Below are 12,911 nucleotides of genomic sequence, written 5' to 3'. Positions count from 1 at the left end.
GGAGCCTTGCTGTGCCGGAGTTGCCCGATCTGACCGCCGTCGAACTGGTCGCCCGGTACCGCGCCGGGACGTTGTCGCCGGTCGAGGTCACCGAAGCGGTCCTCGCCCGTGTCGAGGCGCGCGAACCCGACCTGCACGCGCTCTACGCGTACGACCCGAGCGGTGCGCGTGAAGACGCGAAGGCGTCCGAAAGCCGTTGGCACGTGGGGGAACCGCTCGGCCCGATCGACGGCGTTCCCTTGACTCTCAAGGAGAACATCGCGACCCGGGGCACGCCGGTCCCGCTCGGCACGGCCGCCACCGCGTTGACGCCCGCGCCCGAGGACGCACCTGCGGGCGCTCGCGTGCGCGAGTCCGGCGGGGTTCTGCTGGGCAAGACGACCATGCCGGACTACGGGATGCTGACGTCCGGGCTGTCGAGTTTCCACACCGCGTCGCGGAATCCGTGGGACACCGCGCGCACGCCCGGCGGCTCCAGCGCGGGTGCCGGTTCGGCGGCCGCCGCCGGCTACGGCCCGCTGCACGTCGGCACCGACATCGGCGGCTCGATCCGGCTGCCCGCCGGCTGGTGCGGCCTGGTCGGGCTGAAGCCGAGTTTCGGCCGGGTGCCGGTGGATCCGCCGTTCCTCGGCCGCGTCGCCGGGCCGATGACGCGGACCGTGGCCGACACCGCGCTGTTGATGAGCGTCCTGTCCGGTGTGGACGGTCGCGACCACCTTTCGCTGCCGCCGACTGCGCTCGACTGGGCTTCGTTGTCCGGCGAGGTCAAAGGCCTGCGGATAGGGCTGCACCTCGACCCGGGCGTCGGACTCCCGGTCTCGCCCGACATCCTCGCCGCGGTCACCGAAGCCGCCCGGGCCTTCGAAGCCGCGGGCGCCGTCGTCGAACCGGTGGATCCGTTCCTGCGCCGGGAAATGCTCGACGGGCTCGACACGTTTTGGCGCGTGCGCGCCTGGTCGGACATGTCGGCGCTGCCCGAAGACCGCCGCGCGAAGGTCCTGCCGTACATCGCAGACTGGGCCGCCGGTGGCGCCGACGTCAGCGGTGTCGACGCCTATCGCGGCTTCGCCCAGATCGACGCCATCGCCGTCGCGACCCTGCGCGAGACCGAACGTTTCGACGTCGTCCTGTCGCCGACCTGCCCGGTCTCGGCCCCGCCCGCCGACTGGCCCTCGCCGACCAACGACCCGCGCCGCCCGTTCGAGCACATCGCGTTCACCGTGCCGTACAACATGTCCGGCCAGCCCGCGGTCTCGATCAACTGCGGCTACACGAGCGACGACCAGCCCGTCGGCCTGCAAATCAGCGGCCGCCGCTTCGCCGACCTCGACGTCCTCCGCGCCGCTGCCGCCTACGAAACCCTTCGCCCCACTCCCCGCCCCTGGCCCTGACCCACCCCCCACGCAATTCGTCCTCTAAATGCGGTAGTTCGCGCCGCCAACTACCGCGTTCAGAGGACGAAACGCATGAGCTCGGGCGACTTTGCCTTGCCGGTCGGCAATAGAAAAGATCAAAGCCCCGGTGACATGACCAGCAGGTCAGGGGCCATCCGGGGCTATTCGCCAACCAGCTTAGCAGAGGAGTTTCGAGAGTGACCAGCGCCGGCGCGGGGGACTGGATCGAAACCTGGCTGTCGAAGCCGAGGTTCGAGGTCTACCTGCGAGCGGCGAACCAGGACCGCGAGCGAGCCGTGCGCTTGTACGAGTGGAACGCGGCCATATCCGCGGCGTTCCATCACGATCTGTGTCACCTGGAAGTGGCCCTGCGCAACGCCTATGACCGGGCATTGGGCAACGCCGTCGCGGACGGGACGGCACATTGGGTCTTCCAAGCGACGACCATCTTCCCGTCGCGATGGCAGAAGGCGGCGAACGGTACGCGGTACGACGTCAACGAGACAAGCCGAAGGCTGATGGCCGAAGCCATCAGGAACGCGACCCCGAAGATCAGGCGGCCCGCTGAACCGGCTGCGCCACCGTCGCCCGGAAAGGTGATCGCCGAGCTCAGCTTCGACTTCTGGCGGTATCTGTCCGCGAGACGTCATCACGACCCGCTGTGGATTCCGTTCCTGCACCTGGCCTTTTGTGCCGGGACTGACCGGCGTGACGTCGACAAACATGTCGAGCGCTTGCACAGGCTTCGCAACCGCGTCGCTCATCACGAGCCCTTGCTCGCTCTCGACGTCCAGGCGCACTGGAAAGACTTGCAGAGCCTCGCTGCGCTCATCTCTCCGCAGGTAGCCGCCTACATCGCGGCCAACAGCTCTTGTACCCGGCTGTTGGCCGCACGTCCTCGCTAGCCGGCGATCGCGTCGGCCAGCGCCAGGATCCGCCGCGCGTTCTCCACGTGCAGGTTCTCGATCATCCGCCCGTCCACGGTCACGACGCCCTGCCCGGCCGCCTGCGCCTCTTCGAACGCCGAGATGATCTTGCGCGACCGCGCGATCTCCTCCTCCGAGGGCGCGAAGATCCGGTTGCACGGCTCCAGCTGAGCCGGGTGGATCAGCGTCTTGCCGTCGAAGCCGAACTGACGCCCTTGCAGGCATTCCGCCTCGAAGCCTTCGAGGTCCTTCACGTCGTTGTAGACGCCGTCGAGGATCGCCTTGCCGGTCGCCCGCGCGGCCAGCAGCGCGAGCGAGAGCCCGCCCAGCAGCGGCGCGCGGCCGGGGACGAACTCGGCGTGCAGTTCCTTCGCCAGGTCGTTCGTGCCCATGACCAGCACGGTCAGCCGCTCGGACGCCGCGGCGATCTCCTCGGCGTGCAGCATCGCGACCGGGGTCTCGACCATCGCCCAGATCTTCGTGTGGTCCGGCGCGCCGCCGAGTTCCAGCGCGCGCTCGATGTTGTGCACCTCGGCGGCGGAGTTCACCTTCGGGACCACGATCGCGGCCGGGCCCGCTTGCGCGGCGGCCCGCAGATCCGCGTCGTGCCATTCGGTGTCGAGGCCGTTGACGCGGATGGTCACCTCGCGCGAGCCGTACTCCTTCGACGACGCGGCGGCGCAAACGCGTTCACGTGCGGCTTCCTTCGCGTCGGGCGCGACGGCGTCCTCGAGGTCGAGGATGAGGCCGTCCGCGTCGAGCGTCTTGGCCTTTTCCAGCGCTCTTTCGTTCGCGCCGGGCATGTAGAGGACGGAACGCCGGGGGTTCATGCGGAAGCCTCCTTGGTGGCCGTGTCGTAGGCGGCGGCGAGTTCGGGGTCGTCGGCGGCCAGGGCGTCGGCGAGTTCGACGACCACCCGGCACTGCTTGACCGAGGCGTCGTCCTGCATCTTGCCGTCGATCATCACCGCGCCGGTGCCGTCACCCATCGCGGCGATCACGCGCCGTGCCCAGGCCACGTCCTCGGGCGAGGGCGAGAACACCTTCTTGGCGATGTCGATCTGCACCGGGTGCAGGCTCCAGGCACCCACGCAGCCGAGCAGGAACGCGTTGCGGAACTGGTCTTCGCAGGCCACGACGTCGCGGATGTCGCCGAACGGCCCGTAGTACGGCAGGATCCCGTTCGCCGCGCAGGCGTCGACCATCCGCGCGACGGTGTAGTGCCACAGGTCCTGCTGATACGTGGTGCGCCCCTCGTTCAGGTCCTCGCCGGTAGGGTCCGTGCGCACCAGGTAACCGGGGTGCCCGCCACCCACCCGGGTGGTCTTCATCCGGCGGCTGGCCGCGAGGTCGGCCGGGCCGAGCGAGATGCCCTGCATCCGCGGGCTCGCGCCGGCGATCTCCTCGACGTTCGCGACGCCGCTGGCCGTCTCCAAGATCGCGTGCACCAGCAGCGGTTTCGTCAGCCCGGCCCGCGCTTCGAGCTGCGCGAGCAGCCTGTCGACGTAGTGGATGTCCTGCGCGCCTTCGACCTTCGGCACCATGATCACGTCGAGCTTGTCGCCGATCTCGGTGACCAGCGTGATCAGGTCGTCGAGCACCCACGGCGAGTCGAGGCTGTTGACGCGGGTCCACAGCTGCGTCTTGCCGAAGTCGGTCGCCTTCGCGATGGAGACGAGCCCGTTCCGCGCTGCCTCCTTGCGGTCGGCGCGCACCGCGTCCTCGAGGTTGCCGAGCAGGACGTCGACCTTCTTGGCAAGATCCGGGACCTTGGCGGCCATCTTCTCGTTGCTGGGATCGAAGAAGTGGATCATCCGCGAAGGAGGCACGGGGATCTGGCGGAGCGGTTCCGGCGCCCCCACCGCGAGCGGGGCGAAGAAATCCTTCGGCGAACGCATCGTTCCTCCATCGCAACGGGCTATGTGACCGACGAGTAACCCTAAACCCGGAAGGCGGGGAACCGCTGCGGCGCAGCTCACCTCCAAGGGGACACGATCGGGAATCGCGGAGGAATCTGTGGACGACTGGACCTTGCCGGGTTTCACCGAGATGGGGTCGCTCGGTGAAGGTGGATTCGGGCGGGTCGTCCTGGCCCGGCACGATGAATCCGCGCAGGTCGTGGCCGTCAAATACCTGTACGCGAAGTTCGCGGCAGACCCGCAACGGCTGGCCGAATTCCGCCAAGAGGCCCACGTCCTGAGCCGCGTTTCGGGGCCCCACATCGCCCGTCTGCACCAGTTCGTGGAGACCCCGCAGGGTGCGGCCATCATCATGGAAGCCGTTCACGGAATCTCCCTGAAAGAGATCCTCGGCCGCCAGGAGAAGCTCGAACCCGAAGCCGCGCTGGCCATCCTCAAGGGCTCGCTGCTCGGCCTCGCCGGCGCGCACGCCGCGGGCACCGTCCACCGCGACTACAAACCGGCCAACGTCCTGGTCACCCGCGAGGGGCAGAGCAAGCTCGTCGACTTCGGCATCGCCGTGCTCGCCGGGCAGGCCGGGGTCGCCGCGGGCACACCCGCGTACATGGCGCCCGAGCAGTGGGCGGGCGGGATCGCCACCCCGGCGACCGACGTCTACGCCGCGACCTGCGTGTTCTTCCAGTGCGTCGCCGGGCACAAGCCGTACGAGGCCGAACAGACCGAAGTGCTGCGCACGCTGCACGAATACGCGCCGATCCCGTTCGGCGAGGTGCCCGAACCGGTCCGCGACCTCATCGCGCGCGGCATGGCGAAGGACGTCACCCAGCGGCCGTCGGGCGCGGCCGAGTTCGTCGCCGAACTGGAGTCGTCCGCCAGGAAGGCGTACGGCGAAGACTGGGAGCGCAACGGCTGGCACTGGCTCGCCAAGGGCGCCGGTGTCCTGGTCGCGCTGTCCCCGCTGGCCCTGCTCGGAGCCGGGACCGCCGCCGCGCCGGTCGTCGCGGGTGGCGCCGCGGGCGGTGTCGCGGTGACCACCGGCGGCGGGATCGCGGTCGGCCTCAAGGTCACCGCCGCGGTCGCCGCCGTCACCGCGGCCGCCGTCGGCACCGTCGTGGTGATCAACGCCAACAGCGACGATCCTCCGGCCACGACGCTCTCCGCGATGAAGGTCGACCTGCTCACCCGCACCGAGAAGTTCGACGGCTTCGACTACAACGGCAAGTACGTCCGGATCAGCGGCCTTAAGGACAAGGCCGCCGAAGACCGGGTCAACAAGGCGCTGATGGCGCCGATCGACGGCTGGCTCGAGAACTTCTGGCCCGACAGCTACCAGCCGCAGCGGGAACCCGACGGCGACATCCCGCACATGAAGACCGAGGCCGAGATCCTGCGCCAGGACGACAAGCTGGTCTCGGTCGTCTACAAACGCTCGATCGACTCCACCCAGTTCGGCAACCACGGCGGGTTCAGCGTCCGCCCGATCGTCATCGACCTGACCAAGGGCGAACAGATCTCCGGCGCGCACCTCTTCGACAACGTCGACGGTACCGCCGCGCGGATGCGGAAACTCGAAGACCTGATCCTCGACTCGGCGAGGCCGGGCGACTGCCTCTCCGACAAGCCGACATCGCCCGAACACCTCCCGGCGACGGCGCTTTCGGCGCGGTACACCTTCGACTACGACTCCATCCTGCAAGCGGCGCCCACGGCCAACGGCATGCGGTTCTACGTCTACGGTTCCGCGCTCGGCTACCCGCGCGTCTGCGATCCGACCGAGGTCACCACCGAGTACGCGCGCCTCACCGACCTCATGAGTCCTTCGGTGAAGAACCTGCTCGGCCTCGCGAACGGCGGCACGCAGGGCGAACGGACCAAAGAGGACAACGTCGGCGCCTTCACCATCACCACGCCGGAGAAGTGGTGGCTGCTCTCCAGCGCGCCCATCGAGCGCTACCTGGTGACCGCCGAGGGGTGCTCGAACAGCGGGATGCAGCCGTTCCACTGCGCGGGTGTCGTCTTCAGCGACAATTCGCGCGTCGACGCGGCCACCCCGGCGTACGAACCGGGCAAGCCGTACAACCGGTCCACCGGTCCGCGTCCGTGCCATTCCGTCGGGGCACCGGGCGAAACGCAGGGTTCGCCCATCCAGCAGAAAAAGGACCTCCGACCGGTCGGCACGAAGAAGGCCGCTTACGAGGAGTGGCGGCTCATGTGCTCCGGCGGCGGTACGGTCATCCAGCGAGTGTGGTTCCTGCCGAAAACGCAGCTCGTGATCGTGGACGAATGGAACACTCCAGGCCTCGACAAAATCCTGGAAGAGGCAAGATGGAACTAAGCGACGAGTGGAGATTGCCCGGTTTCACCGAGCTGGAGCAGCTCGGCACGGGCACCTTCGGCCGGGTGGTGCTCGCGCGCCAGGACAACACCGGCCACGTCGTCGCCATCAAGTACCTCTTCTCCCGCTTCGCCGCCGAGCCCGCCTATCTCGAAACGTTCCGCCAGGAGGCGCTGGCGCTGCACCGCGTCATGAGCCCGCACGTCGTGAAGCTGTACGAGTTCTTCGAGACGCCACAGGGCGCCGCGATCGTGATGGAGGCGATCAACGGCGTCTCGCTGCGCGCGGTGCTGCAGGCCGAAGGCGCTCTCGAACCCGAAGCGGCTCTCGCGGTCCTGAAAGGTTCGCTGCTCGGGCTGGCGGCGGCGCACTCCGCGAACGTCGTCCACCGGGACTACAAACCGGCCAACGTCCTCGTCGCCGACACCGGCGAGAGCAAGCTGGTCGACTTCGGCACGGCCGTCCTGGCGGGTGAACGCGGCCCGGCCGTCGGCACGCCCGCGTACATGGCGCCCGAGCAATGGGCAGGCGGGCAAGCCACTCCCGCGACCGATGTCTATGCCGCGACCTGCGTGTTCTTCCAGTGCGTCGCCGGTCATCGCCCGTACGAGGCGGAACAGACCGAGGTGCTGCGCACGCTGCACGAACACGCGCCCATCCCGTTCGGCGAAGTCCCCGAGCCGGTGCACGAGATCGTCGCGACGGGGATGGCGAAGGATCCGTCGAAACGGCCGGCCGACGCGCTCACGTTCGTCGGCGAACTCGAACGCGTCGCCCGCGCGGGGTACGGCGAAGACTGGGAGCGCAAGGGCTGGTCGCGGCTGGCGAAGGCGACCGGTGTGCTCGCCGCCGCGACGCCGTTGGTCCTGCTCGGCGCCGGTACGGCGGCCGCTCCGGGCGTCGCCGCCGCCGGAACGGGCGCGGTGGCCGCGTCGACCGGCGGGATCGCGGCCGGGCTGAAGATCGCCGTCGGCGTCGTCGCCGCGACGGCCGCCGTGGTCGGCGGGGTGGTCGTCTTCTCCGACGCGAGCACCCCGCCACCGCAGCCGCCGCCGACCTCTCAGCAGGCCGTCGCGCTCAAGGTCGCCATGAAGACGCGGACCGGGACGGTGCCCGGCACGAACATCCCCTACAGCGGGGACTACCCGGAGGTGACCGGGTCGCCGGATCAAGGCTGGCTGAAGCGGGTCAACGACGCGCTGACGGCGCCGATCGACGCGTGGAACCGCAAGACCGGCCCCGGCGCCGCCGGACTGGAGCCGGAACGCGGCCCGTACAAGCTGCTGACGAAGGCCGACGTGCGCTCGCAGAACGACCGCTACCTCTCGGTGCGCTACACCCACGACCTCGAGAACAAACCGCATCCGACCTGGAGCTACGGCCGCGCGGCGGTGACCGTCGACCTGAAGGAGGGAAGGGCGCTCAGCCCCGCCGAGCTGTTCGCCCCCGGCGTCCTTTCGGACGACGGAATGGGACGGCTCACCGAGCGGATCTGGCCCGACAAGGAACAGTGCGGCGCCCCGACCAGCGTCTTCCCGTTCCGGCCCCTCAAGTCGGCGGACCTCACCGACGAGCCGAAGGTGTGGCTCGCCTTCGCGCCGACGGCCGTCGAGATCACCGTCAACCTGACCGACCTCGGCTTCTCCACGGCCTGCGGTGTCCAGGACTACACGCTGCCCTACGACAAGGTGGCCGACCTGCTGAGCCCCGCCCTCGTCGACGGCGTGACCGGCGGGAAGACGGTCAAAGCGACGTCGTCCGCCCCGCCCGCGCAAGGACTCACGGACGTGTCGGCGGGCGCGCTGACCCTGCACCTGCCGAAGGACTGGACAGTGGTCTCGCAGGGACTGGAGAAGGTGCTCGTCGCTCCGGGCTGCCCGGACCCCAAGAAGTACTTCAACTGCAAATACGTCCTGATCACGGACAACACCCAGCAATCCGCCGAGCAGCCGCCGTACCGGCCCGGTGAGTTCTACCGGCGCAGCGCGGGCGGCCGGGCCTGCAACGCCGCCGAACGCAAGGACCTCCGCCAAGAGGGTGACGCCGAGCGCACGGCTTCCGCCACCGCACCGGTGGGCGAGGCGACGGCGTCCTACGAAGAGTGGACGATCCAGTGTGTTCCTCGTGGACAGACGGGCGGAAGCGGTGAGACGAAAGTGACCCAGCGGATCTGGTTCGTTGCGGACAGGCAAGTCGTGGTGATGGACGAGTGGCGGACGCCGGGCGTCGAAGATCTCCTCCGCGCGGCGACGATCTCCTGACCTGACCTGCGATGGTCCACAGTGGAATGACTATTCACTGGGCCGAATGGCCTAACGTTTTGCTTCCCTTGCCGTGCCAGTGTTCGCTGTCGGTCAGTCCGTACTCGTGACCGTTCGGAGACAACCGGTAACACCACTTACCTCGTTCTCACTCGGTTGGCGGCACGGTCGGACTGAAGTCGAACGACCGCCTACCGACCGGTCACCGATCGCAAGGCGCCGCCGATCGCAGCCACTCCCGTTGTCCGGCGCCGCCGCCTCCCCGCCCTGTTAGACAGTTCATGTGCCGCTTCCACCGAGGTGGCACGGGATGAAGAGCCTTAGGGAAACCAGGTTCGAAGGAGGCGGAACGTGGCGGCTACACCGAATATGGAGAGCTCGACGGTCGCCGGTGGCGCGAAGCGCAGCCGGTCACTGCCGAGCCGGGTGGTGCCGCCGATCGAACTGCCCGCGAGCGTCGAGGAGCTTTCACGCAAGGCGGCGGCCCTGCTCGGCTGGAACGGCATCGTGTTGCCGGAGACCACCGTGCTCGGCCGCAAGATCTGCGTGGTCGCCCGGCTCCGCACCGACGTGCACGCGGAGCGCATCGCGATGGGCATGGGTCCCGTCGTCGATCGCGCCACCGTCGACACCTGGACATGGCCAGAGCTGGCCGCGACCGCACCCGCGCCGGCCGCCGAGATCATCGGTGTCCTCGCGGTCGCCCGGCACTGGCGCACCGCGATGGCCTCCGCGGTTCCGTTCGCACGCTACGGCGAGGCCGCGATGGTGCTCCCATCGCCAGCCGTATTGACGGAAGACTACGTCGGCAACTGCCTCCCGCGTGCCCGCGCCTACGGGCTCGGCATCGTCACCGCCGACCCCAACGCCGTGACCGACCTCGACCTCGAGGGTCACAACGAGCGCATGATCCTGGACGAGGACCCGGTTTCGCGCCTGGTCAACGAGATCGTCTACGACCAGCTGCTGCGCGAAACCGAGCTCCCTGCCGAAGTCGACTGAACCCATTACTGTCGGGTCCATGCGAGTAGTCATTGCCGGTGGACACGGACAGATCGCGCTGAAGCTGGAGAAGCTCCTCTCCGCACGCGGTGATCAGGCGGTGGGGATCGTGCGCAATCCCGGCCACGTCGCCGATCTCGAAGCGGCGGGAGCGGAAGCCGTCGTCCTCGACCTGGAAATGTCCGATGTGGACGCCGTCGCCAAAGCGCTCGACGGTGCCGACGCAGCCATCTTCGCGGCGGGCGCCGGTCCCGGCAGCGGCACCGCTCGCAAGGACACTGTGGACAGGGCGGCCGCGGAACTCTTCGCGGCGGCGTCGGAACAGGCGGGCGTCCGTCGGCACATCCAGGTCGGGTCCATGGGGGCCGACAAATGGGAGACCGCGGACGTCCCGGACGATTTCCGGATCTACCTCAAGGCCAAGAAGGCGGCCGAGGACGATCTGCGCGCCCGCGATCTCGAATGGACGATCCTGCGGCCGGGACAGCTCACGAACGACGAGGGAACCGGCGAGATCGTGATCGCCGAATCCACCGGACGCGGACCCATTCCCCGTCAGGACGTCGCCGCGGTCCTCGTCGCACTGCTCGACAATCCGTCGACCGCGGGCCGCGTCCTCGAAACGATCTCAGGTGATACTGCTATCTCTCAGGCCGTTTCCGCTCTGTGAAAGCCCCGCTCCTGGCTAGTGTGTGGACGTAATCCGTCAGTGAAGTGAACGGAGAAAGTCCTTGCGCGAGGACATCGCGGTCTTCAGCGGCAGCGCACATCCCGAGCTCGCCGAAGAGATCTGCTCCCAGCTCGGTGTTCCGCTGCATCCCGTCAAGGTGCAGCGGTTCGCCAACGATTGTCTCGAAGTCCAGCTCGAAGCGAACTGCCGCGAGCGCGACGTCTTCCTGATCCAGCCGCTGGTGCGGCCGGTGCAGGAACATCTCGTCGAACTGCTGCTGATGCTGGACGCCGCACGGGGCGCGTCGGCGAAGCGGATCACCGTCGTCATGCCGCACTATTCGTACGCGCGGTCGGACAAGAAGGACGCGCCGCGGATCTCGATCGGCGGCCGTCTCGTCGCCGATCTGCTGGCGACCGCCGGCGCCGACCGGGTCCTCGCGATGACGCTGCATTCGCCGCAGGTGCACGGCTTCTTCAGTGTGCCGGTCGACCACCTGCACGCGTTGCAGGAACTGGCCAAGCACTTCCGCCAGTACGACCTGTCCGCGACCACCGTGGTCTCGCCGGATCTCGGCAACGCCAAGGAGGCCGCGCATTTCGCCCGGCTGCTCGGGGTTCAGGTCGCGGCCGGCGCGAAGCAGCGCTTCGCCGACGACAGGGTCGAGATCAGCTCGGTGATCGGTGAGATCACCGGCCGCGACGTGATCGTCCTCGACGACGAGATCGCCAAGGGCAGCACGGTGATCGAGCTGCTCTCGAAGTTGCGGGAGCTGAAGCCGCGCTCGATCCGCGTCGCCTGCACGCACGGGTTGTTCTCCAGTGGCGCGCTGAAGCGGATCGGCGAGCAGGACGACGTGCTGGAGATCGTCTGCACCAACACGGTGCCGATCCCGCCGGAGGAGCAGAGCCCGAAGCTGCGGGTCCTGTCGATCGCACCCGCGCTGGCGGAGGCGATGCGGAGGATCCACAACGGGGAGTCGGTCAGCGCGCTGTTCGAAACCGCTTAGCCGAGGACCCGGTCGAGGTAGGTGTTCGTGAAGACCCCGGCCGGGTCCACCTCCTTGCGGACCCGCGAGAAGTCGTCGAACCGCGGGTACCGCGAGCGCAGCGTCGCCGCGTCGAGGTCGTGCATCTTGCCCCAGTGCGGGCGGCCGCCGACCTCGCCGACGATCGACGCGAACCCGGCGAAGTACTCGCGGTAGGGCATGCCGACGAACTGGTGGATCGCGATGTAGGCGGAGTCGCGGCCGTTCGCCGTCGAAAGCCAGATGTCGTCCGCGGCGGCGACGCGCACCTCGACCGGGAACGCGACCGGGTTCTCCAGCTTCGGCACGAACGCGCGGAGTTCGGAGAAGACGTCGTGCAGCGCTTCGCGCGGGATCGCGAACTCCGACTCGACGAACCGCACGCCGCGATGCGTCACGAAGACGCGATGCGAGGTGTCGCTGTACTCGCGGGCGGAGAGGATGTTCGAGGCGAACCGGCCGAGCGGCCGCACGAGTTTCGGCACCGCGCGGCCGAGACGGCAGAGACCGCCGAACGCGACGTTCTCCGTGATCTCGTAGTCGACGAATTCCTTCACCTTGCCCAGCGGCTTGTGCGCGCTTCCCGCGGGGAGCCGGTTGTTGCGCTTGACCAGGGCGTTCTTGCCGTACGGGAACCAGTAGAACTCGAAGTGGTCGTTCTCGTCGGCGAACCGGTCGAAGCCTTCGAGGACCTCTTCGAGGGGCTCCGGGCGCTCCTGGGCGGAGAGCAGGAACGACGGTTCACACTGCAGGGTGACCGTGGTGATCACGCCGAGCGCGCCGAGGCCGACCCTCGCGGCGGAGAAGAGATCGGGGCGTTCGTCGGCCGAACAGGTGACCACGGTGCCGTCGGCGAGGACGAGTTCGAGCGCGGCGATCTGGGTGGCGATCCCGCCGAGCCGGGCGCCGGTGCCGTGGGTGCCGGTGGAGATCGCGCCCGAGACGGTCTGCGCGTCGATGTCGCCGAGGTTGGTCATCGCCAGCCCGAGCGCGTCGAGTTCGGCGTTGAGCTGCTTGAGCGTGGTGCCCGAGCGGACCGTGACCAGGCCTTTCTCGACGTCGGCCGAGGCGATGCCGGTCCAGCCGGTCAGGTCCATGGCGTCCGAATCGGCGGCGGCGATCGCCGTGAACGAGTGGCCGCTGCCCAGCGGGCGCAGGCGCCGTCCGTCCGCGGCGGACCGGCCGATCGCTTCGGCGATCTCCTCTGTGCCGCGCGGGCGGTGCACGCGCAGGGGCGAGGCCGCCGCGGTTCCGGCCCAGTTGGTCCACCGAGTCATGCGCCCACCGTTCCGTGAGGTTCAGCTCTTGAGATGCTCGAGTGCCGAAACAGTAAGTGAATAGTATTCGCGTTTCAAGCCCTTCTGTCGTACCTTAGTTC

Annotated in this window: 10 protein-coding genes; 7 read left to right on the top strand and 3 right to left on the bottom strand. The window is 68.6% G+C overall.

Annotation, left to right across the window (positions count from 1 at the left end):
- The first annotated feature begins 11 nt into the window (after window positions 1-11).
- Window positions 12-1,391 carry an amidase gene (locus B0293_RS17705; protein ID WP_005161747.1) on the top strand — a complete coding sequence of 460 codons (1,380 nt, stop codon included), beginning with the start codon at window positions 12-14 and terminating at the stop codon, window positions 1,389-1,391.
- Window positions 1,392-1,591: 200 nt separating this feature from the next.
- On the top strand, window positions 1,592-2,299 hold the full coding sequence (locus B0293_RS17700) for a hypothetical protein (protein ID WP_005161744.1): 708 nt from the start codon (window positions 1,592-1,594) through the stop codon (window positions 2,297-2,299).
- On the opposite strand, the gene B0293_RS17695 is transcribed toward B0293_RS17700, so the two are convergent.
- Both B0293_RS17695 and B0293_RS17690 read right to left on the bottom strand, forming a co-directional pair.
- Window positions 2,296-3,150: an HpcH/HpaI aldolase/citrate lyase family protein gene (locus B0293_RS17695; RefSeq protein WP_005161741.1), complete on the bottom strand. Its 855-nt coding sequence runs from the start codon at window positions 3,148-3,150 to the stop codon at window positions 2,296-2,298. The two genes, B0293_RS17700 and B0293_RS17695, sit on opposite strands and share 4 nt — an antisense overlap.
- Entirely contained in the window at window positions 3,147-4,217 is a 1,071-nt protein-coding gene (locus B0293_RS17690) for an HpcH/HpaI aldolase/citrate lyase family protein (protein WP_005161740.1), read from the bottom strand. The genes B0293_RS17695 and B0293_RS17690 overlap by 4 nt, the downstream gene beginning before the upstream one ends.
- A gap of 118 nt (window positions 4,218-4,335) precedes the next feature.
- Between B0293_RS17690 and B0293_RS17685 the strand changes: the two genes are divergently transcribed.
- From B0293_RS17685 to B0293_RS17665, 5 genes are all read left to right on the top strand, one after another.
- The gene (locus tag B0293_RS17685) at window positions 4,336-6,573 is read left to right on the top strand and encodes a protein kinase domain-containing protein (protein WP_005161735.1); all 2,238 of its coding nucleotides are present in this window, start codon (window positions 4,336-4,338) and stop codon (window positions 6,571-6,573) included.
- Window positions 6,564-8,834 (top strand): serine/threonine-protein kinase, encoded by a 2,271-nt coding sequence (locus B0293_RS17680; protein WP_005161725.1) that lies wholly within the window; start codon window positions 6,564-6,566, stop codon window positions 8,832-8,834. The genes B0293_RS17685 and B0293_RS17680 overlap by 10 nt, the downstream gene beginning before the upstream one ends.
- A gap of 351 nt (window positions 8,835-9,185) precedes the next feature.
- A complete protein-coding gene (locus B0293_RS17675; RefSeq protein WP_005161723.1) occupies window positions 9,186-9,836 on the top strand; it encodes a hypothetical protein in 651 nt (216 codons plus the stop codon).
- A gap of 19 nt (window positions 9,837-9,855) precedes the next feature.
- On the top strand, window positions 9,856-10,506 hold the full coding sequence (locus B0293_RS17670; protein ID WP_005161721.1) for an NAD(P)H-binding protein: 651 nt from the start codon (window positions 9,856-9,858) through the stop codon (window positions 10,504-10,506).
- 61 nt (window positions 10,507-10,567) lie between these two features.
- The gene (locus tag B0293_RS17665) at window positions 10,568-11,515 is read left to right on the top strand and encodes a ribose-phosphate diphosphokinase (RefSeq protein WP_005161713.1); all 948 of its coding nucleotides are present in this window, start codon (window positions 10,568-10,570) and stop codon (window positions 11,513-11,515) included.
- Here the strand turns inward: B0293_RS17665 and B0293_RS17660 are convergent.
- Window positions 11,512-12,810, bottom strand: a complete 1,299-nt coding sequence (locus B0293_RS17660; protein ID WP_005161710.1) for a D-arabinono-1,4-lactone oxidase — start codon at window positions 12,808-12,810, stop codon at window positions 11,512-11,514. The two genes, B0293_RS17665 and B0293_RS17660, sit on opposite strands and share 4 nt — an antisense overlap.
- Window positions 12,811-12,911: the final 101 nt, after the last annotated feature.

The organism is Amycolatopsis azurea DSM 43854 (genome assembly GCF_001995215.1).
Classification (GTDB): Bacteria; Actinomycetota; Actinomycetes; order Mycobacteriales; family Pseudonocardiaceae; genus Amycolatopsis; species Amycolatopsis azurea.
Note: the sequence above shows the minus strand (reverse complement) of the source record. Positions and strands in the feature narration are given on the sequence as shown.

Bases quoted from the DNA above. Each gene is read 5' to 3' on its own strand.
- B0293_RS17695 (WP_005161741.1), bottom strand. From the start codon at position 3,150: ATGAACCCCCGGCGTTCCGTCCTCTACATGCCCGGCGCGAACGAAAGA.
- B0293_RS17690 (WP_005161740.1), bottom strand. From the start codon at position 4,217: ATGCGTTCGCCGAAGGATTTCTTCGCCCCGCTCGCGGTGGGGGCGCCG.
- B0293_RS17680 (WP_005161725.1), top strand. From the start codon at position 6,564: ATGGAACTAAGCGACGAGTGGAGATTGCCCGGTTTCACCGAGCTGGAG.
- B0293_RS17670 (WP_005161721.1), top strand. From the start codon at position 9,856: ATGCGAGTAGTCATTGCCGGTGGACACGGACAGATCGCGCTGAAGCTG.
- B0293_RS17660 (WP_005161710.1), bottom strand. From the start codon at position 12,810: ATGACTCGGTGGACCAACTGGGCCGGAACCGCGGCGGCCTCGCCCCTG.